General features: G+C 70.0%; 21 protein-coding genes. 6 read left to right on the forward strand and 15 right to left on the reverse strand.

Translation table 11 applies throughout. From position 1 onward, the window contains the following. The first annotated feature begins 35 nt into the window (after positions 1 to 35). Positions 36 to 1,337 carry an FAD-dependent monooxygenase gene (locus BM417_RS02265; protein ID WP_177320237.1) on the forward strand — a complete coding sequence of 434 codons (1,302 nt, stop codon included), beginning with the start codon at positions 36 to 38 and terminating at the stop codon, positions 1,335 to 1,337. Here BM417_RS02265 and BM417_RS02270 read toward each other — a convergent pair. From BM417_RS02270 to BM417_RS02275, 3 genes are read right to left on the reverse strand one after another with little or no spacing between them, the layout of a single operon-like run. Then, the gene (locus tag BM417_RS02270; protein ID WP_177320238.1) at positions 1,257 to 4,046 is read right to left on the reverse strand and encodes a BTAD domain-containing putative transcriptional regulator; all 2,790 of its coding nucleotides are present in this window, start codon (positions 4,044 to 4,046) and stop codon (positions 1,257 to 1,259) included. The genes BM417_RS02265 and BM417_RS02270 overlap by 81 nt on opposite strands. Then, complete coding sequence (locus tag BM417_RS47505; RefSeq protein ID WP_177320239.1) at positions 4,046 to 4,678, reverse strand: hypothetical protein; 633 nt, start codon at positions 4,676 to 4,678, stop codon at positions 4,046 to 4,048. Before BM417_RS47505 ends, BM417_RS02270 begins: the two co-directional genes overlap by 1 nt. Next, positions 4,675 to 5,499, reverse strand: a complete 825-nt coding sequence (locus tag BM417_RS02275; RefSeq protein ID WP_093588039.1) for an ATP-binding cassette domain-containing protein — start codon at positions 5,497 to 5,499, stop codon at positions 4,675 to 4,677. The genes BM417_RS47505 and BM417_RS02275 overlap by 4 nt, the downstream gene beginning before the upstream one ends. A gap of 200 nt (positions 5,500 to 5,699) precedes the next feature. On the opposite strand from BM417_RS02275, the gene BM417_RS02280 reads away from it, so the two are divergent. From BM417_RS02280 to BM417_RS02300, 5 genes are all read left to right on the forward strand, one after another. Continuing rightward, positions 5,700 to 6,545 carry a hypothetical protein gene (locus tag BM417_RS02280; protein WP_093588040.1) on the forward strand — a complete coding sequence of 282 codons (846 nt, stop codon included), beginning with the start codon at positions 5,700 to 5,702 and terminating at the stop codon, positions 6,543 to 6,545. Continuing rightward, on the forward strand, positions 6,542 to 6,913 hold the full coding sequence (locus BM417_RS02285; protein WP_093588041.1) for a roadblock/LC7 domain-containing protein: 372 nt from the start codon (positions 6,542 to 6,544) through the stop codon (positions 6,911 to 6,913). The genes BM417_RS02280 and BM417_RS02285 overlap by 4 nt, the downstream gene beginning before the upstream one ends. 42 nt (positions 6,914 to 6,955) lie before the next feature. After that, positions 6,956 to 7,360, forward strand: coding sequence for a hypothetical protein (locus tag BM417_RS02290; RefSeq protein WP_245821624.1), 405 nt, complete (start codon positions 6,956 to 6,958; stop codon positions 7,358 to 7,360). Between the two features lie 474 nt (positions 7,361 to 7,834). Beyond that, the gene (locus BM417_RS02295) at positions 7,835 to 10,651 is read left to right on the forward strand and encodes an aconitate hydratase (RefSeq protein WP_093588546.1); all 2,817 of its coding nucleotides are present in this window, start codon (positions 7,835 to 7,837) and stop codon (positions 10,649 to 10,651) included. A 124-nt stretch (positions 10,652 to 10,775) separates the two neighbouring features. Next, positions 10,776 to 11,201: a DUF1761 domain-containing protein gene (locus tag BM417_RS02300; protein WP_177320241.1), complete on the forward strand. Its 426-nt coding sequence runs from the start codon at positions 10,776 to 10,778 to the stop codon at positions 11,199 to 11,201. Here BM417_RS02300 and BM417_RS02305 read toward each other — a convergent pair. The 12 genes from BM417_RS02305 to BM417_RS47510 all read right to left on the reverse strand — a co-directional run bounded on the left by BM417_RS02305 (position 11,198) and on the right by BM417_RS47510 (position 20,024). After that, positions 11,198 to 11,629: a PH domain-containing protein gene (locus BM417_RS02305; protein WP_093588044.1), complete on the reverse strand. Its 432-nt coding sequence runs from the start codon at positions 11,627 to 11,629 to the stop codon at positions 11,198 to 11,200. The two genes, BM417_RS02300 and BM417_RS02305, sit on opposite strands and share 4 nt — an antisense overlap. Continuing rightward, positions 11,629 to 12,126 (reverse strand): 6,7-dimethyl-8-ribityllumazine synthase, encoded by a 498-nt coding sequence (gene ribH, locus BM417_RS02310; RefSeq protein WP_093588045.1) that lies wholly within the window; start codon positions 12,124 to 12,126, stop codon positions 11,629 to 11,631. The genes BM417_RS02305 and ribH overlap by 1 nt, the downstream gene beginning before the upstream one ends. Then, positions 12,123 to 13,385 carry a bifunctional 3,4-dihydroxy-2-butanone-4-phosphate synthase/GTP cyclohydrolase II gene (locus BM417_RS02315; protein ID WP_093588046.1) on the reverse strand — a complete coding sequence of 421 codons (1,263 nt, stop codon included), beginning with the start codon at positions 13,383 to 13,385 and terminating at the stop codon, positions 12,123 to 12,125. The genes ribH and BM417_RS02315 overlap by 4 nt, the downstream gene beginning before the upstream one ends. Continuing rightward, the gene (locus BM417_RS02320) at positions 13,382 to 14,002 is read right to left on the reverse strand and encodes a riboflavin synthase (protein ID WP_093588047.1); all 621 of its coding nucleotides are present in this window, start codon (positions 14,000 to 14,002) and stop codon (positions 13,382 to 13,384) included. The genes BM417_RS02315 and BM417_RS02320 overlap by 4 nt, the downstream gene beginning before the upstream one ends. Before the next feature lie 8 nt (positions 14,003 to 14,010). Then, positions 14,011 to 14,994 carry a bifunctional diaminohydroxyphosphoribosylaminopyrimidine deaminase/5-amino-6-(5-phosphoribosylamino)uracil reductase RibD gene (gene ribD / locus BM417_RS02325; protein WP_093588547.1) on the reverse strand — a complete coding sequence of 328 codons (984 nt, stop codon included), beginning with the start codon at positions 14,992 to 14,994 and terminating at the stop codon, positions 14,011 to 14,013. A 14-nt stretch (positions 14,995 to 15,008) separates the two neighbouring features. Continuing rightward, entirely contained in the window at positions 15,009 to 15,674 is a 666-nt protein-coding gene (gene rpe / locus BM417_RS02330; RefSeq protein ID WP_093588548.1) for a ribulose-phosphate 3-epimerase, read from the reverse strand. Positions 15,675 to 15,700: 26 nt separating this feature from the next. Continuing rightward, positions 15,701 to 16,198, reverse strand: coding sequence for a flavoprotein (locus tag BM417_RS02335; protein ID WP_093588048.1), 498 nt, complete (start codon positions 16,196 to 16,198; stop codon positions 15,701 to 15,703). Continuing rightward, positions 16,195 to 16,677, reverse strand: a complete 483-nt coding sequence (locus BM417_RS02340) for an AAA family ATPase (RefSeq protein WP_245821626.1) — start codon at positions 16,675 to 16,677, stop codon at positions 16,195 to 16,197. Before BM417_RS02340 ends, BM417_RS02335 begins: the two co-directional genes overlap by 4 nt. 112 nt (positions 16,678 to 16,789) lie before the next feature. Further along, entirely contained in the window at positions 16,790 to 18,241 is a 1,452-nt protein-coding gene (locus tag BM417_RS02345) for an RsmB/NOP family class I SAM-dependent RNA methyltransferase (RefSeq protein ID WP_093588049.1), read from the reverse strand. 109 nt (positions 18,242 to 18,350) lie between these two features. After that, positions 18,351 to 19,277, reverse strand: coding sequence for a methionyl-tRNA formyltransferase (gene fmt, locus BM417_RS02350; protein WP_093588050.1), 927 nt, complete (start codon positions 19,275 to 19,277; stop codon positions 18,351 to 18,353). Between the two features lie 2 nt (positions 19,278 to 19,279). Then, positions 19,280 to 19,828: a peptide deformylase gene (gene def / locus BM417_RS02355; protein ID WP_093588051.1), complete on the reverse strand. Its 549-nt coding sequence runs from the start codon at positions 19,826 to 19,828 to the stop codon at positions 19,280 to 19,282. 46 nt (positions 19,829 to 19,874) lie between these two features. Beyond that, positions 19,875 to 20,024: a hypothetical protein gene (locus BM417_RS47510; RefSeq protein WP_177320242.1), complete on the reverse strand. Its 150-nt coding sequence runs from the start codon at positions 20,022 to 20,024 to the stop codon at positions 19,875 to 19,877. Positions 20,025 to 20,120: the final 96 nt, after the last annotated feature.

Genomic DNA, 20,120 nt, shown 5'->3' on the forward strand with positions numbered 1-20,120 from the left:
GGGCCCTGGCAGTTCGTGAGCCGAACGTGGTCGTCATGGACACACAGGTTCTGATCATCGGCGCCGGCCCGACCGGACTGACTCTCGCACTCGACCTCTCCCGCCGCGGCGTCCCGTTCCGTGTCGTAGATGCCTCACCGGCGCCGTTCGCCGGCTCGCGCGGCAAGGGCCTGCAGCCGCGCAGCATGGAGGTCTTCCACGACCTGGGCGTGATCGAGCCGGTGCTGGCGTCCGGGCGGTTCCACCTGACCATGCGCGCCTACCAGGGCCGCGAGGTGCTGCGCGAGTGGGACGTGCACGAGGGCCGCCACGCGACCGTCGAACGCCCGTACGCGAGCACGATGCTCATCCCGCAGTTCCGGGTCGAGCAGATCCTGCGCGAGGCGCTCCCCCAGCCCGTCGAGTACGGGATGGCGCTGACGTCGTTCACCCAGGACGACTCCGGGGTGACCGCGGTCGTCGGCGGGGAGACCGTGCGGGCCAGGTACCTCGTCGGTTGTGACGGCGGAAAGTCGTTCGTGCGCAAGGAACTCGGCGTCTCGTTCGTCGGCGAGACCCACGAGGACCAACGGATGCTCGTCGGCGACCTCCGGATCTCCGGTCTCGACCGCGACCACTGGCACCAGTGGGGCGGCCGCGTCGACCAGTGGCTCGCCCTGTGCCCGTTGCCCGGCACGGACCTCTTCCAGTTCCAGGCGACCGGTGACGGTGAGCCGTCCCTGGAGCTGTACCGGGAGATCGTCCGCGACCGCACCGGGCGGGACGACGTGGTCGTGAAGGACGCGACGTGGACGTCGTTGTACCGCATGAACGTCCGCATGGTCGACAGGTTCCGCGTCGGCCGGGTGTTCCTCGCGGGCGACGCCGCTCACGTGCACTCCCCCGCCGGCGCGCAGGGCATGAACACCGGCATCCAGGACGCCTACAACCTGGGCTGGAAACTCGCGATGGAGACGCTGCTCGACACCTACGAGGCCGAGCGCAAGCCCGTCGCGGAGTGGCTGCTGGGCATGACGACCGCGATCATGATGTCCGGCAGCCCGTTCGAGCGTCGCGGCGACGAGACGCTGCAGCTCTCGCTCTCGTACCGGACCACCGAAGGCGAGGGCCTGCACGCGGGCGACCGCATGCCGGACGGGATCACCGAGCAGGGCCGGATCTTCGACCTGTTGCGGGGCCCCGACTTCGTGACGCTCGACTTCCCGGACGGCCCGGTGCTCGTGCGCCCGGACGGGTACGTCGCCGCGATCGGCAGGTCAGCGATCGACGCCTACTTCGGCGCGAACCCGGTCACGCAGCTGCACCACCGCCGGGTCGCTGCTCGGACCGCCGCGTAGCCGTTCGGCGTCGTCCAGGGCCTCCCTCGCGCCGCGGGGGTCGCCCTGGGCGAACAGCCAGTCCGCGTACCACTCCAGCACCAGCGCCCTCGCCGGTCCGTCCGCGCTCCTGTTGACGGTGTCGAGCGCGCGGCCGTGGTGCTCGCCCGCCTCACCGAGATGACCGAGGCGGGTCAGCGCCAGTCCCAGTCCGGCGTGGACGGTGGCGCGGAACTGGTTCGCGGGCGAGTCCTCCGTGGCGTCGAGCGCCTGCCGGTACAACGCGACGGCCTGCTCGAAGTCACCGCTGAAGTACGCCATCTCACCGTAGGCCTGCGTGACCCGTGCCCGATCCAGGTCGAACGGGGAGGCCGGCACCAGCTCCAGATCCTCACGAGCGCCCGCGAGGTCACCGATCCTGATCTTGATGCGCGCCGCCTGCATGAGCACGGACATCGGCACCAGCACGGACTCCGGCTCGCCCAGCTCGGCGGCCACCTGCCTCGCCTCGGAGACCGCCTTGAACCCCTCGGCGAACGCACCTCGGTTGATCAGCACCATGACCAGGCAGGACAGCCCGAACACCACGGCCCACCGGTCCCCCACCGCCCGGAACCCGCGCAGCGCCTCCCGGTAGGCCGCCTCCGCCCGCGGCGCGGAACCCTCGCTGAACTCCCCGGCCACCAGCCCCCGCACGAGCGCCGCGAACGCGCGCATCCACGCGTCCGGCGACCGTTCCAGCCGCCCGGCCAGCACCTCGAGCCGTTCCGCCAGCGCGGTCTGCCCCCAGACCTGACCGCTCGTCAGCATCAACGCGCACAGCGCCGTCGGGAGGTCCTCCTCCCACAACCGCTCCGCCGCGGGGAGGGCGGCCGGCGTGCCGAGCGAGGCCAGCACGTCCGAGAGCGGGTCGTCGGGCGTGAGCGCGGCCCAGCGGCGGATCTCCTCGAACCGCTTGGTCATCACCAGCCAATGCCACGTGCGCGCGGCCATCATGCGCCGTGCGACGGTCAAGTCGTGCCGGACCGCCCACGCCTGCGCCGCGTCGAGGTTGGACCGTTCCACGTCGAAGACCTTCAACGCGTCCAGTTGCTCCGGGCCGCGCAGCAGCGGCTCGTTCCGCTCGGCCAGCGCGACGTAGTAGGCGGCGTGCCTGGCGGGATCGGTTTGGCCCTGCTCCAACGCGTACTCGCGCACGGTCTCCAGCAGCCGATAGCGCTCACCCGCGCGCACGACCAGCGACTTCTCCACGAGCGCGGCCAGCAAGTCCTCGGTGTCCCAGAGATCCTGATCTTGTCGGACCTCCTGAGTACGTTGAGATGTAGGGGTTCCCGGCAAGGGGGTACCCCTGCGCGAGCCTGCCCCGCACACGAAATGCACCGCCGCGGCCGTCGCCCCACCCACGAACACGGCCAGCCGCGCCAGCAACGCGCGCTCGGCGTCGTCCAGCAGTTCCCAGCTCCAGTCGATCACCGCACGCAGCGTCCGATGCCGCGCCGGCCCGGTCCGCGCGCCGCGGTCCAGCAGCCGCAGCCGACTGTCCACCCGCGACTCCAGCTGCGCCGCCGACAGCGACCGGGCCCGTGCCGCCGCGAGCTCCAGCGCGAGTGGAATCCCGTCCAGGGCAGCACAAACCCGCCGCACGACGCCGGGATCCAGCGGCGCACCGACCCGTGCGGAGAACAGTCCGACCGCGTGGTCGAGGTCGAGCGGCGCGACCGGGTGCACGACCTCGCCCGGGATCCCCAACGGCTCGCGCGACGTCGCCAGCACGCGCGCGTCCGGTGCCTCGGCCAGCAACCGCACGCACAACGCGGCGGCCGCGTCCACGACGTGCTCGCAGTTGTCCAGCAGCACGAGCGACGACCCGAGCCGCGAGAACACCGGGGCCGCCAACGGGTTCGGGCCCAGGGCGGCGTCCAGCGCCGCGAGCGGTTCGGCCGCCGAGTCCAGCTCGACGAACCACGCCTGCGGCACCGACGCGGCATGCGTCAGCGCGAGGCGCGTCTTGCCCACGCCGCCGAACCCGGTCAGCGTCACCAACCGGTTGTCCCGCAACAGCTCCGCCAGCGAGGCCAGGTCGCCGGCACGCCCGACGAACGACCCGACCGGCGCCGGCAGGTTGCCCCGCGAGACGCGCTCGCGCAGCACCGTCAGATGGGCGGCCGCCAGTGCCTCACCGGGATCCACGCCCAGCTCGTCCGCCAACGCCGAACGAACGCGCGCGAACACCGCCAACGCGTCCGACCGCCGTCCGGCGGCGTTCAGCGCCAGCATCAACCGGGCCTGGACGTCCTCGCGCAACGGATGCGCGGCCGCCAAAGCCTCCAGCCCCGCGAGGTCGTCGCGCAGCAACGCCAGCCGCACGGCCTCGTCGAGAGCGAACGGCGCCTCCTCGAACGCCGCCCCGCGCCACAACGCCGCGTCGCGCGTCCGCACGAAGGCCTCGACGTCGGTCGACGCCTCCAGCCGGTAACCCGACGCGTGCGACGAGATCACCTCGGCACCGACCGCCCGCCGCAGCCGGGACACCAGCGACTGCAACGCGGCAGGACCGTCGACCGGTGGCTCGTCCGGCCACAGGTCCGCGATCAGCCGGTCCGGCGCGACGACGTGGCCAGGTTCCATCGCCAGCCGGATCAACAACCAGCGCAACCGCTTACCGCGCACCTCGACCGGTGCGCCGTCCGCGGCCACGACCTGGAGCGGCCCGAGCACGTTGACCCTCATCAGGCCCGCCGCACCCCGGCCACCACCGCGGCCGACACCAAGGCGACACCGACCGCCACCGTCCCCAGCAGGGACAGCGACGCCCTGTTGTGCCCCAGCGCGTCCAGCACCCACCCGAGCGGGGTGGCCCGTCCGAGCGGATAAGTCAGCACCACCACCGAGAACACCGCCAGCACGGTGCGCCCGATGGAGTCGAAAACCGGGCGGGCGAACATCAGGCCCACACCGACGCCGAGCAACGCACATCCAGTATGCGCGGCGAGTCCGACAAAAAATTCGCCCGCCGTGTACGGGTGCGGGTTCGTCACCACCGGCCACACCGCCGCCAGCAGTGCCATCGCCAGCGCGAACAGCACCGAGACCAGGGCGGCCGCCGTCAGCACCCGAGACCACCCGCCAGCGGACACCACGGTGATCTCGCGCCGCACCACGTCCTCGGACGTCGCCACCACGACGGCCATCCACGCCGCTATCGGGTACAGCAACGCCGACGACCCCGAATACGCCTCCAGCGGCTGCCCGGCGTCGGAGGAGAACAGCATCCCCATCACACCGAGGAACACCAGCAGCGGCGCCAAATACCGTTGCCCGCGAAAGACATCGACCGCCAGGTACCGAACAAGAGAGATCACCGCACACTCCGCACCGAGCATCCGAGCCGCAACGCCTCCGCGAGCACCTGATCACTCCGGTCCGGAGCCACGACCACCCGCACCGACGACCCGCGGGCCTGCACGGACCGCACGCCTTCCAACGCCCCCAACGCATCGGGCTCCGCGACCCGGCTGAGCTCGATCGTCACGTGCCCGCCGGAGAGGTCCACGCGCGTCGCCGAGGCAAGGTGTCCCTCGTGGTCGGACACCAGTGCCGTCCGTCCCTCCAGCAACGACACCAGCTCGGCGGCCGCCGAGGCGTCGAGGCCGGTCCACGGTTCGTCGAGCACCAGCACGTCCGAAGCCAGAAAAGCCTGCGCCAGCGCGACCTTCTGCGCGTTGCCCTTGGACAGCTCCGACATCGGCGCCGTCATCGAACCGACGAACCCCAGCCGTTCCAGCACATCGCCGGACTCTGCGCGCCGGATCCGTCCCATGTGCGCCAAGTACGCCGAAGCGGACATCTTGACGTCGGAGGGGAAACGCTCAGGCACATAGCCGACCGAAGCAGGCCGCGAGACACGTCCGGACGTCGGCTTCAGGACCCCGGCGGCGATCTTGAGCAACGTCGACTTGCCGGTGCCGTTCGCGCCGGTCAGCACGGTCAGGCCGGAGACCTCCAGGGTGAGGTCGCGCAGCACCCAGGGCCCGCGCCCGTACCGCTTGGAAACCTGATCGAGGAGCACCACGCCAAGATAACCACCCCTGACGTCGCGTCCGCTCGCTTTGGCCCGCATCCGGCTCGGCACAGTGCCGGCGATCTCGATCGAGGCGCCGGTGAAGTTCCGCGCGCCCGGCATCGCCGGAATGCGCGAAACGGCTGACGCCGGCCATTCGGAATCATTCTCATGTTCGCCGACTGAAACTCCACTTCACGCTGCATGCATATCCAATGGATATTGTTATTTCACAGTTCACACGATCGAGTGAAGCGTGGCGACAAACCGTCACCCGAGCAACAAAGATGAGTTGTCTCAAGCCCCAGTTCCACGAAATGCGGGTGACACCCCTGAAAACCGGTACGCAGCTCTCCTTCGACCTGCTTGCGGGCGCGTTGACCGGACGAGATGCCGCGCGCGCCACGGGCACCCTGCACGTCCTGGGAAATCCCGGCGGAATAGTCCATCTGCACGACGGCGGCATCACCTGCATCGAAAGCGCGGGGGCACCCGGCACCGACGCGCTGTTGTTGCGGACGGGCCGTCTCAGCGAATCCGAGTGGACCTCGGCACTCACGACGGGCACCCTCGGCACCCTCGGCGAGACCGAGCTGCACGTCGTCACGATGATGGCCACGCACGACGCCGCGTTCAGCATCGTCGCGGGTGATGTCGAGGAGTGCTCGTTCACCCCGCAGGTACTCGACGCACCGGTCACGATGACCGCCGCGATCGACCCGGTCGACCTGCTCCAGGAGACGTCCCGCCGGATCACGTCGCTGCAGGCGCTCGAGCATCCGCTCTGCCCGCATCGCGAGCGCCTGGCCGCAGCCCGTGCCGCCACCGTGCGCGATCTGGGTCCGGTGCGCGGGGAGATCGTCGCGCACGCCACCGGCAGGCGCACCACGCGCGACATCGCGTTCGCGGCGGGCCGCAGCGTCTACCCGGTGACGGTCGAGGCCTGCCGGATGGTCGCCGACGGCCTGCTGACCGTCGTGCCCGGCACGTCGGCCGTCGTCCGGGGCCCACAGCCCGCGATACCGCTGCGCCCGCGCCGGCCACCGCCCCCGTCACCCGTGCCCGGACCACCGGCCGACGACGACGGCGACGACGTCCCGCTGCCCCGGTCGCTGAGGCACCAGCTGCTCCCGAAACTCTTCAAACAACCAGAGAGGAAAAAGCCGTGAATCACGACGTGCTGGCCGCCGAATTGCACGGTCTGCGCGAACGGGTCGCCGGGATAACGGACACCCTGATAGCCGCCAACGACGGTGTTCTGATTCTTGCGGACATGTCAGAGGGAATCGACACGGAGGTCATCTCCGCTTTGGCCGCCGCAGACCTCGGAATCGCGCGAAGAACCAGCGAGATAGCCGGCCACGGCGCATTTCGGCAGGCCGTCGTCCACAGCAGCGGAGGGTACATGGCCGTGTACGCGGTCGGCTCTCTGGCATTGATGGTGGTGCTCGGCGACGAAGGCCTGAACGTGGCCCGGCTGCACCAGGAGTCACAGCCCGCGCTCGAACGGATCAACTCCATCCTCTCCGCCGCCTGAAAGAAATGTGAAGTGACTACGCCGAAGATGAGCGACAGACCGATGTCAGATCAGATGACCGCGATGGTCAAGCACCTGCGGCAGGAGGTGCCCACCTGCCTGGCCGCCGGTGTCGTGGACATGGCCACAGGCATGCTGCTGGCGTTCGAGACGACCGACAGCCACCCGTCCGAGGTGCTCGATCTGCTCGCCGGTGCGACGCTGGACCTCTTCCAGGGCCGCACGGTGACCATGATCGAGGACATCTTCAAGGAGCGGCGCGGCATCGCGACCGCCGAGCACTACTTCCAGGAAGTCCTGGTCAACAGCAGCAACCTCACCCACCTGTTCATCCGCAGCAACCACGACGAGGACGTCGTCACCGTCGTGGTGTGCCCCAAGTCGGTCAACATCGGCATGCTCTTCGCCTCGACCCGCCGGGTCGTCAAGGACCACGGCGGCGCCTAGCCACGCCGCCCTCCCGCGGGTAGCCCGGCGACTTCCCCCAGCCCCGGCCGGGCTACCCCTCGGCGATCACTCGGCCGATTCGGCCGGTTCGCGACAGGAACAGCGAGTGCGACCCCGGCACCGATCGGCGAACACCGGCTGCAAGCTCACGTCCTCCAGGCACACGACCGACGTGGTCGACACCTTCCGCCTCGCTGCCGTCGGCACCCATTCCTCGAACGAGCGCGCCCCTGCGGCAGCAACCGCTCGATCGCCGCGGACGCCGGATAGCGCACCGAACGCGCGTTCATGAGATTCACCGGACGCTCGCCCGGTGCGTACCGGGACGACCCAGTGACTTAGGGCAACCTGGGTTGAACCGGCTTACAGGACAAGCGTACTGTTTGGGGTCGAGGGGCAGGGCTCAACCAGGTGAGGAAGACTCTCCCCCATCCCGAACTGACCACAGCGCTGTCACCAGTTATGGAGTTGCACGTGACTGCACCAGCTAGCAAGGACAGCTTCGGCGCCCGCGGCACGCTCAACGTCGGCGACGCCTCGTACGAGGTGTTCCGGCTGAGCGCCGTGGAGGGCGCCGAGCGTCTTCCGTTCAGCCTGAAGATCCTGCTGGAGAACCTGCTGCGGACCGAGGACGGCGCGAACATCACCGCCGACCACGTGCGCGCTCTCGCCAACTGGGACCCGGCCGCCGAGCCGAGCACCGAGATCCAGTTCACGCCGGCCCGCGTCGTGATGCAGGACTTCACCGGTGTGCCCTGCGTCGTCGACCTCGCCACCATGCGCGAGGCCGTGACCCAGCTCGGCGGCGACGCCGAGAAGGTGAACCCGCTCGCTCCCGCCGAGCTCGTGATCGACCACTCGGTCATCGCCGACATCTTCGGCCGCCCGGACGCGTTCGAGCTGAACGTCGACCTCGAGTACGAGCGCAACCGCGAGCGCTACCAGTTCCTGCGCTGGGGCCAGACGGCGTTCGACGAGTTCAAGGTCGTCCCGCCCGGCACCGGCATCGTGCACCAGGTCAACATCGAGCACCTCGCGCGCGTCGTGATGGTCCGCAACGGCCAGGCGTACCCGGACACCCTCGTGGGCACCGACTCCCACACCACCATGGTCAACGGCATCGGCGTGCTGGGCTGGGGCGTCGGCGGCATCGAGGCCGAGGCCGCGATGCTCGGCCAGCCGGTCTCCATGCTGATCCCGCGCGTCGTCGGCTTCAAGCTGTCCGGCGAGTTGCCCCCCGGCGCCACCGCCACCGACCTCGTGCTCACGATCACCGAGATGCTGCGCAAGCAGGGCGTCGTCGGCAAGTTCGTCGAGTTCTACGGCGAGGGCGTCAGCGCCGTGCCGCTGGCCAACCGCGCCACGATCGGCAACATGTCGCCGGAGTTCGGCTCCACGGTCGGCATCTTCCCGATCGACGGCGAGACCATCGACTACCTGCGCCTGACCGGCCGTTCCGAGGAGCAGATCGCGCTCGTCGAGGCCTACGCCAAGGAGCAGGGCCTCTGGCACGACGCGTCCCGCGAGCCGGTGTTCTCCGAGACGCTGGAGCTGGACCTGGCGACGGTCGTGCCGTCCATCGCCGGCCCGAAGCGCCCGCAGGACCGCATCGAGCTGACCAACGCCAAGGAGTCGTTCCGTCAGGCCCTGGGCGCCTACGTCGCGCACACCGAGTCCCCGGCGCTGTCCGGCGTGGACGAGGCCGTCGACGAGTCCTTCCCGGCGAGCGACCCGGCCGCCATCCACGAGGGCGGCAACGGCTCTGGCACGCCGAAGGTGTTCCAGTCCGCCGCCGAGGGCGCGACCGGCCGCGTGTCGAACCCGGTCAAGGTCTCCCTCGACGGCAACGAGTTCGAGCTGGACCACGGCGCCGTCGCGATCGCCGCGATCACGTCGTGCACCAACACCTCGAACCCGTCCGTGATGCTCGGCGCGGCCCTTCTCGCGAAGAAGGCCGTCGAGCGCGGTCTCGAGCGCAAGCCGTGGGTCAAGACGACCCTGGCGCCCGGCTCGAAGGTCGTCATGGACTACTACGAGCGCGCCGGTCTCATGCCGTACCTGGAGAAGCTCGGCTTCCACCTGGTGGGCTACGGCTGCACCACCTGCATCGGCAACTCGGGCCCGCTGCAGGAGGAGATCTCGGCGGGCGTGCAGGAAGGCGACCTCGCGGTCGTCTCGGTGCTGTCCGGCAACCGCAACTTCGAGGGCCGGATCAACCCGGACATCAAGATGAACTACCTCGCGTCGCCGCCGCTGGTCGTGGCGTACGCGCTGGCCGGTTCGATGGACAAGGACATCACCACCGAGCCGCTCGCGCTGGACCCGGACGGCAAGCCGGTGTACCTCTCCGAGATCTGGCCGACCCCGGCCGAGATCGCCGAGGTCATCTCGACCTCGATCTCCGCGGAGGGCTTCACCAAGGGCTACACGAACGTGTTCTCCGGTGACGAGCGCTGGCAGTCCCTGCCCACGCCGACCGGCAACACGTTCGAGTGGGACAGCGAGTCCACCTACGTGCGCAAGCCCCCGTACTTCGAGGGCATGGAGATGGAGCCGAAGCCGGTCACCGACATCTCGGGTGCCCGCGTGCTGGCGCTGCTGGGCGACTCGGTCACCACGGACCACATCTCCCCCGCCGGTTCGATCAAGGCCGACTCGCCCGCGGGCAAGTACCTGACCGAGCACGGCGTGGAGCGCAAGGACTTCAACTCCTACGGCTCCCGCCGCGGCAACCACGAGGTGATGATCCGCGGCACGTTCGCGAACATCCGCCTGCGCAACCTGCTGCTCGACGACGTCCAGGGCGGCTTCACCCGCGACTTCCTGGCCGACGGCGCGCCGCAGACGACGATCTACGACGCGTCCGTGTCCTACGCGGAGGCCGGCGTTCCCCTGGTCGTGCTGGCGGGCAAGGAGTACGGCTCCGGATCGTCGCGTGACTGGGCGGCCAAGGGCACCTCGCTGCTCGGCGTCCGCGCCGTCATCGCCGAGTCCTACGAGCGCATCCACCGCTCGAACCTCATCGGCATGGGCGTGCTGCCGCTGCAGTTCCCGGCGGGCGACAACGCGTCGTCGCTGGGCCTCGACGGCACCGAGACGTTCGACTTCACCGGCGTCACGGAGCTGAACAACGGCACCACGCCGTCGACGGTGCACGTCGTCGCCACGAAGACGGACGGCACGAAGGTCGAGTTCGACGCGGTCGTCCGCATCGACACGCCCGGTGAGGCCGACTACTACCGCAACGGCGGCATCATGCAGTACGTGCTGCGCAAGATGGTCCGCAGCTAGTCCCCGCTGTACCGAAAGGGCCGCTCACCGCGTGGTGGGCGGCCCTTTCGCCGTCAATGCTCTCGTAACGGTGGACGCGCACCCCGCGATGCCAAGTCACCCTGATCACCGCGGGAGACCCCACATGAGCTTGACCGTGCTCGGCGACCTGAACTGGTTAGCCGTCATCGTGGCCACGATCGCCTACTTCGCGCTGGGCATGGTCTGGTACGCGGAGTACGCCTTCGGCAGGGCCTACCAACACGCGTCCGGCCAGGACCTGAGCCCTCCGGAGAACCAGAGCGCGGCCGTCTACGCCATCCCGCTGCTGACCTGCTTCGTCATCACGCTCGCGACCGCGATGATCGGCAACGCCTCGAACACCGACAACATCATGGAAGGCATCCTGCTCGGGCTCGTCGTCGGCGTCGGCGTCGCGTTGCCGGTCAGGTTCGTGACGGGTGCCTACGACATGACGAAGCCCGCCCCGATCACCTTCGCGGCCATCGGAGCGGGCTATCACATCGTCGGACTCACGCTCGCGGGCGCGATCCTCGGCTTGTGGGTCTAGACGCGCGCGGCCTTGTGCAGCTCACGCAACGCGCGCACGGACGAAACGGCGTACTCACGGTCCACGGCCTGCACGGCCATCACCGAGATGTACTCGTCCTCCGGCAGCTCCAGACGGGCCCACGCGGCGCCGTCCGGGAAGCTGACCGACAGCACGTCGTTCCAGTCGAAGTGGTGGGACGTCACGACGTTGCGCACGTCGACACCCTCGGCGTCGGCGGTGACGCGCGGACGGGTCAGCAGCAGCACACCACCCGCCAGCAGGAAGCCCAGCACGATCATGGCGACCTGGTCGGACGTCCGGAAGATCACGCCGGTCGGCGTGTCACCCAGCAGCAGACCCACGATCGTGAACACGACCACGAGACCGACCGCGCACGCCCACGCGACGCGGCGGATCTTCTTGGGACGCAACACGATGGACGTCATCACTCGAAACCCCGCTCGGTCCAGGGCTGACGCAGGCCGCGCAGCACCAGTGCCGTGTCGATCGCGGCCACGGTCGCCTCGTAACCCTTGTCCTCCACCGAGTCCGGCAGGCCGGCGCGCGCCAGTGCCTGTTCCTCGGTGTTGGTCGTCAGCACGCCGTTCCCGACCGGCGTCGACTCGTCCAGCGCGACGCGCGTGAGCCCGTCCGTCACCGAGTCGCACACGTACTCGAAGTGCGGGGTCCCACCGCGGATGACCACGCCCAGCGCGACCACTGCGTCGTGGTGACGCGCGAGTTCCTGCACCACAACGGGAAGCTCGATCGCCCCCGCCACGCGCACCACGGTCGTGTCGACGCAACCGGCGTCCTGCGCGGCCTTGAGCGCGCGCTCGACGAGCTGGTCGGTGATCTTGGTGTGCCAGCGCGTCGCCGCGATCGCGACGCTCAGGCCCTTGCCGTCGAGCCTGGCCTGATCCGGACGGCCCTCGCCGCTCATTCCTGGTCCTCCGTAGCGGAAACAACGGTCTCGTACTGCTCGAGCTGGTGCAGTTCGTGGCCCATCCGGTCGCGCTTGGTGCGCAGGTACCGGAGGTTCTCCGGGTTCGGGGAGATCGGCAGCGGCACCCGGTCGAGCACCCGCAGACCGTATCCGGCCTCCAGACCGACGCGCTTGGCCGGGTTGTTCGTCAGCAGCCGCATGGACTTGATGCCGAGGTCCACGAGGATCTGGGCGCCCGTGCCGTAGTCGCGTGCGTCGGCGGGCAGCCCCTGCACCAGGTTCGCGTCCACGGTGTCCGCGCCCTGGTCCTGGAGCTGGTAGGCCTGCAGCTTGTGCATCAGGCCGATGCCACGGCCCTCGTGGCCGCGCATGTACAGCACGACGCCACGGCCTTGTGCCGCAACGGCTTCCAGCGCCGCGTCGAGCTGCGGGCCGCAGTCGCAGCGCAACGACCCGAGCACGTCGCCGGTGAGGCACTCGGAGTGCACGCGCACCAGCACGTCCTCGCCGTCGCCGATCTCGCCGTACACCATCGCGACGTGCTCGATGCCGTCGAGCAGGCTGTCGTAGCCGAAGGCGGTGAACACGCCGTGCGCGGTCGGGATGCGGGCCTCGGCGGCGCGTTCGACCTGGGTCTCGACCCGGCGGCGGTACGCGATGAGGTCGGCGATCGTGATGATCGCGAGGTCGTGGTCCGCGGCGAAGACCTCGAGCTCGTCGCGGCGGGCCATGTCCTCCTCGACCTTCTGCGACACGATCTCGCAGAGCACGCCGGCGGGCGACAGACCCGCGAGACGCGCGAGGTCGATGGAGGCCTCGGTGTGACCGGGCCGCCGCAGCACGCCGCCGTCCCTGGCACGCAGCGGAACCACGTGACCGGGCCGGTTGAAGTCGTTGGCCTTCGACGTCGGGTCGGCGAGCAACCGGATCGTGCGGGCGCGGTCGGCGGCCGAGATGCCGGTGCTGATGCCCTCCCGCGCGTCCACCGTGACCGTGTACGCGGTGCCGCGCTGGTCCTGGTTCGTGTGGTACATCGGCGGCAGGTCGAGACGGTCGCAGTCGGAGTCCGTCAGCGCCACGCAGACGTACCCGGACGTGTAGCGGACCATGAACGCGAGCAGCTCCGGCGTCGCCTTCTCGGCGGCGAAGATCAGGTCGCCCTCGTTCTCGCGGTCCTCGTCATCGACGACGACCACGGGCCGTCCGGCGGCGATGTCCTTGATCGCGCGCTCGATGTCGGCGAAGTCGGTGCTCACTGGGCCTCCTCGCCCGCGATGGCCCGCAGGTGCGGGATCGCCAGTCGTTCAACGTACTTCGCCAGCACGTCGACCTCCAGGTTCACCAGGTCGCCGGGCGAACGACGCCCGAGCGTGGTGAGTTCAAGGGTCGTCGGGATCAGGCTCACGGTGAACTCGTCCTCGGAGACGGTCACGACCGTCAGCGAGACTCCGTCGACCGTGATGGAGCCCTTCTCCACGACATAGCGGGCGAGGGTCGGCGGGAGTCCGATGTGGACGATCTCCCAGTGCTCGGCCTTCTCCCGCGCGAGAATCGTGCCGGTGCCGTCGACGTGGCCCTGCACGATGTGGCCGCCGAGGCGCTGGCCGACCGCGGCCGCGCGCTCCAGGTTGACCCGGTCGCCCTGGGCGACCTTCGCGAGACTGCTGCGCAGGAGAGTCTCGCGCATCACGTCGGCGGTGAAGGTGTCGTTCTCCACCTCCACGACGGTGAGGCAGACGCCGTTCACCGCGATGGAGTCGCCGTGCTTCGCGTCGCTGGTCACGATCGGCCCGGCAACGCGGATCCGTGCCGCGTCCGGCAGGTCCTCCGTCGCTACGACGTGGCCGAGTTCCTCGACGATCCCGGTGAACACCGCTCCTCCTAATTTTCCGGAACCGCGCTGATCCGCACGTCCGGCCCGCTCATGGTGACGTCTTGCACGGTCAACCGGACAGCGTCCGTGATGGTCGACACGCCCGCGCCCAGCACCGCCGCGGGACCGTCCCCGAGCAGCGCCGGCGCGATGTAGGCGAGCACGCGGTCGATCCTGCCCGCGCGCCAGAACGCGCCGGCCAGCGTCGGTCCGCCCTCCAGCAGCACGTCGACCACCCCCTGCTCGACAAGTGCGGTCAGCACGTCGTCCGGGTGGTGCGTGCGCAGGTGCAGCGCGGTGTCCTGGAGCTTCGCTCCGACCGGCAGGTCGCTCATGCCCACGACCACCGGCAACGGCTGGCGGGGCAACGGCATTCCATCGGCGTCCCTGGCCGTCAGCGCGGGGTCGTCCTTCCGGACCGTACCGGTGCCGACGATGATCGCGTCGAGCTTCGCGCGCATCTCGTGGACCTCCTTGCGGGAGGTCTCCGAGCTGATCCACTGGCTGGTGCCGTCACTCGCCGCGATCCGGCCGTCGAGCGAGGCCGCGTACTTCCACGTGACGTGCGGACGGCCCGTGCGCATGTAGTGCAGCCACGCCCTGAGGGGTCCGCGGCTGACTTCGGTCGCGAGGAGCCCACTTTCGACGGTGATCCCGGCTTTTGCCAGCCGGTCGGCTCCGCCCGCCGCCCTCGGGTTCGGGTCGCTGACGGCGTGGATGACGTGCTTGATGCCCGCCTCGATGAGCGCCTCGGTGCACGGCGGCGTGCGGCCGTAGTGCGAACACGGTTCGAGGGTGACCACGGCGGTGCCGCCCTGGGCTTTCACGCCGGCTTCCTTGAGCGCCATGACCTCGGCGTGCGGACCGCCGACGGGTTGCGTGCCGCCGAACCCGGCCGCCTTGCCGCTCTCGTCGAGGATGACGCAGCCGACCGGCGGGTTGGGGCTGGTGATGCCCCGCACCCGCTCGCTCTCCGCGATGGCGAGCACCATCGCGTCCTCGGGGGTCACGGGGTCCTGGTTCCCTGGGCGCCGGCCGCCTGGGCGCGCAACGCCTCGACGGCCTTGCCGGGGTCGGCGGCGTCGTACACGGCGGACCCGGCGACGAAGCAGTCCACTCCGGCCTGCGCGGCCTGTTCGATCGTGTCGGCGTTGATGCCGCCGTCGATCTCGACCAGCAGCGTGAGGTGCCCGGTGTCGACGAGGTGACGGGCCTGGCGCACCTTGTCCAGCACGTCGGCCATGAAGCTCTGGCCGCCGAAGCCCGGCTCGACCGACATCACCAGCAGCGTGTCGTAGTGCTTCAGCACGTCGACGTACGGCTCCAGCGGAGTGCCGGGCTTGATGCTCAGCCCCGCCTTGGACCCGGCCGCCTTCAGGTTCTTGGCCAGCGCGATGGGGTCGTCGGCCGCCTCGACGTGCACGGTCACGTTGTACGCGCCCGCTTCCGCGTAGCCGATGGCCCAGCGGTCCGGGTCCTCGATCATCAGGTGGCAGTCGATCGGGATGTCGGTCACCTTGAGCAGCGACTTCACCACCGGCAGGCCGAGCGTCAGGTTCGGCACGAAGTGGTTGTCCATGACGTCGACGTGGATCCAGTCCGAGGTGGGCACCGCGGCGAGCTCGTCGGCGAGGCGCGCGAAGTCGGCGGACAGGATGCTGGGGGCGATCATCGGCGTGTGGACCACAAGGGTGAAGTCTAGGTGTCCAGCAGGTCGAGCAGCCTGCCGGGAGGCTCGTCGGTGACCACTACGACACCCGCATTGGTGAGCGTCGTGACGTGCGTCTCCCACATCGGGTGACGGCGCTTGTCCGCGTTGGCCTGGGGCAGGACGACGACCTTGCAGTGCTCCACGCCGATGGCCTCGTTCAACGCGGTCAGCGCCTGGTTGTCGCCGATGCCCAGGGCCAGCTTGGCCACCGAGTTCGCGCTGGCGGGGGCGAAGATGAACGCGTCAGGCGTGGGATAGGGCTTGGGCTGGCTCGGCATCCTCGGCTCCCAGCGGATCGGGAGGTCGGTGAGCGCCTGGAGCTCGTCCAGCTCGCCGGCCTCCTCGAACCACGGCACGACCGTCGGGGTGAACGTGATGGCCAACCGCCACCCTCGTTGCGCGGCAGGCTCGGCGAGCTCGGTGCGGAACCAGCTCTCGACGCCGCCGCAGCCGCTTGCGACCAGTCCGAGCAGCCCACGTGTCATGTGGACGATCTTAGGTCGGGTGCTCCCGCCAGGGCGGCGAGCTGGTCGAGCACGGCGTTCAGCGGCTGCCTGGTGTCGATCTCGGCGGTGGCCGGCCCGCGCAGCAGCGGCTCGATCTCGCGCGTGTCCGCGATGATCCGGTTCCGCTCTTCCTCGGTCTTGCCGAACGGGTTGCCCGTTCTGCTCGCGACGCGTTCCAGGATCGTGTCGATCGGTGCGCTGAGCAGGACGATCTCGTCGAACCTGGCGTAGAACACCGCCTGGTTCGCGACCGTGCCCGCGATGAACAGCGGGCGGCCGGACCGTTCGTGCTCGGCGATCAGCTCGCCGAGCAGGTCCTCGCGCCACAGCGGCTCGCCGGTGCGGTCGATCCAGTCGCCGTGGTCGGTGTCGACCGTGCGGTATCCGTTCTGCGCCAACAGGTCGAGCACCGTCGACTTGCCCGTGCCCGACATGCCGGTCACCAGGATCACCGCCACGCCGCGCCCCCGTTCGTCACCCGGACAGGTGAACTCCGGACCCGTTGTGCGGCCTGCGGGCGACGAGGCCCGAGAACTGTCGGACCCCGTCGCTAGCGTCCTTCACGAGCGCTCAAACAGGGCGTCGCAGCACCGCGCAGAACATCGCGTCGGTGCCGTGCAGATGGGGCCACAGCTGAACGTGCGGTCCTTCCCCGAGGTCCGGAACTCCAGGGAAGAGCTCCCGCGTGTCCAGCACCTCGGCCCCGGTCCGCCGCGCGACGTCCGTCACCACCCCTACGGTCTCGGAGAGATGAGGTGAGCACACGACATAAGCCACGACGCCGCCAGGACGCACCAGTCGCAACGCCTCGGTGAGCAGCTCGCGCTGCAGCTTCGTGAGCGTGCCGACGTCGGCGGGCTGGCGCCTCCACCGCGCCTCCGGGCGCCTGCGCAGCGCACCGAGACCGGTGCAGGGCGCATCGACCAGCACGCGGTCGAACGCTCCTTCGACGAAGCCGGTCTCGAGGCCGTCGGCCACCTCCACGGTGACCGGCAGGCCTGAGGTGAGCTTGCGCACGAGCTCGGCGCGGTGGGGTGCCTTCTCGACGGCGATCAGTTCGCCGCCTTCGAGGCCGACCAGCGCGGCCAGCAGGGCGGCCTTGCCACCGGGGCCCGCGCAGAGGTCCAGCCAGCGGTCATCCGTACCACCGTTGTCACCGCCCTCGAGCGACGCGCGCGTCAGGGCCAAGGCACACAACTGGCTGCCCTCGTCCTGGACGTTGGCGAGGCGTTCCCGGACGGGCTCGAGATCGCCCGGGTCGCCCGCGCCGGCTTCCAGGTGCACGCCGTAAGGCGAGTACGGCGCCACGTCGCCGCCGGTGATGGCGGCGAGCTCGTCGGCGCTCACCTCGCCAGGACGTGCCACCAGGTGCACGGCCGGGCGCGCGTCGTCAGCCGCGAGGGCCAGCTTCAGCGGTTCCTCGCGGCTGCCGAGGGCCTCCGCGAACGCCTGCGCGATCCAGCGCGGGTGGGCGTGGGTGAAGGCCAGGTTGCCGATCGGGTCGGTGTCCGGGTCGGGCGCGAGCTCGTCCACCCACGCGGCCTCGTCCTGCTCGGCCACCCGGCGCAGGACGGCGTTGACGAAGCCCGCGACGCCGGACCCGAGCTCGGCCCGCACGAGGTCGACGGTCGAGGCGACCGCGGCGTGGGACGGAATCCGGGTGCGCAGCAGCTGATACGTGCCCAGCCGCAACGCGTCGAGCGCCGAGCCGTCCACTTCGGACAGCGGCCGGTCCGAGCACGCCTCGATCACGGCGTCGAGCAGTCCCTGGGCCCGGGACGCGCCGTAGGTGAGCTCGGTGGCGAGCGCGGCATCACGGCCGGTGATGCGGCGGTCGCGAAGCATCTGCGGCAGCACCAGGTTCGCGTACGCGTCACGCTGCCGCACGGCGCGCAGGGTCTCCAGCGCGGCGAGGCGTGCCGGGTCCTCCACGGGTGGCCGGGAGGGTCCGGTGCGCCGCTTCGGCGGGTGCGGCCTGCTCGGGCGGGAAGGCTTCGAGGCGCCTCGCGAGTGGCCGGTCATGCGTTGTACTCCACTGTCTCTGGCTCCCCTGCGGCCGCGCGGATCACGCGCGCCGTGTTCCTGTCCTGCCGCTCACAGGCGACGCCTGCCGAGCTCGTTCGGGAGCGCGTCATGCGATGCGCTCCCCTGATTCGATCCGCACGCCGCGTGCCCAGTCGGTGGCGGCCATGCGCTTCTTGCCTTGCGCCTGGACCTCACCGAGGGCCACGGCGGTGGTGGCGGTGCCCACGAGCACGCGTTTGCGCTCGACGAGCACCTCGCCGGCCGGCAGCGTCACGTCGGCGACCGGCGTGACGGGGCCGAGCTTGAGTCGTTCTCCCCGGAACTCGGCCCACGCGCCGGGCTCCGGTGTCACGGCGCGCGCCAGGCGGTCGACGGCCGTGGCGGGCGTGGTGAAGTCGAGGCGCGCGTCCTCGACGCTGATCTTCGCGGCGTAGGTCACACCGTCGTCGGGCTGGTCGACGGCGCGCAGGGTTCCGTCCTCGATGCCGTCCACAGTGGACAGCAGCAGGTCGGCTCCCGAGAGGGACAACCGGGTCAGCAGGTCGCCGGAGGTGTCGCGGTCGCGCACCTTCTCGGTCACCACGCCGAACACCGGGCCCGCGTCGAGTTCCTTCACGATGCGGAACGTCGAGGCACCCGTGATGTCGTCGCCGTTGCGCACGGAGGCCTGCACCGGCGCGGCGCCGCGCCACGCGGGCAGCACGGAGAAGTGGAGGTTGACCCAGCCGAACTTCGGGACGTCGAGCGTGCGCTGCGGGAGCAGGTTGCCGTAGGCGACGACCGGGCAGAGGTCGGGTTCCAGCGCGCGCAGGCGCTCCAGGAACTCGGGTTCGCCTGCCTTGGCCGGGGTGAGGACCTCGATGCCGTGCTCGTCGGCGAGCGCGCCGACCGGGGAGCGTTCGAGCCTGCGGCCTCGGCCGGAGGGGGCGTCGGGGCGGGTGACCACGGCGACGACGTCGTGGCGGGAGGAGTCGATGAAGGCGCGCAGCGAGGGCAGTGCGACCTCGGGCGTACCGGCGAACACGAGTCGCATGGTCAGCTGGACCTGCCGAAGAGTGGGTGCGGGCTCTGCTTCAAGGTGGGGACCGTACCGTCGAACCACTCGGCCTGCCGGATTTCCCGCATGGCCTGCTTGCGGGTGTCGGCGTCGAGGCGGTCGAGGAAGAGCACTCCGTCGAGGTGGTCCGACTCGTGCTGGATGCAGCGGGCCAGCGTCTCGGTGCCTTCGACCTCGACGGGCTCACCGTGCATGTTCCAGCCCTTGGCCACGACGTGCAGGTGGCGTTTGCAGTCCCACGACATGCCGGGGATGGACAGGCAGCCTTCAGAGCCGTCCTGCATCTCCTCGCCGACCACGTCCCACGTGGGGTTCACGAGGTGGCCCGCGAAACCGTCGCAGTGATAGGTGAACACGCGCAGTCCAACACCGAGCTGAGGCGCGGCGAGTCCCGCTCCGCCGGCGTCCTGCATCGTGTCCCACAGGTCCTTGACCAGGGTGCGCAGTTCCTTGTCGAAGTCGGTGACCTCGGTGGCCGCGGTGCGCAGCACTGGGTCGCCGAACAGGCGGATGGGCTGGACGGTCACGCAATGCTCCTCGTGTGGACTGGAGGCCAGTCTACGAGGAGCGCGGTCAGTGCTCGGACGCGCTGCCGAGGAAGATCACGCCCACCAGCGCCACGACGAAGTGGCCGGTGAAGCGCAGCGCCGTCAGGACGGGCCGGAACAGAGCGTGCAAGTCGATGTGGGTTGCCGGGGCGCTGGTGACAGTGGTCGTCGTCATGGCGTCCACTGTGCCGTTCGCGCAGGTCAGATCACATCGGCTCGGGGTATCGACCCTGTGTCAGCCCGAAGTAGGAAGATCGGGTGCAACACTCGG

Origin of the sequence: Lentzea waywayandensis, from assembly GCF_900115955.1 — a bacterium.
Taxonomy (GTDB): Bacteria; Actinomycetota; Actinomycetes; order Mycobacteriales; family Pseudonocardiaceae; genus Lentzea; species Lentzea waywayandensis.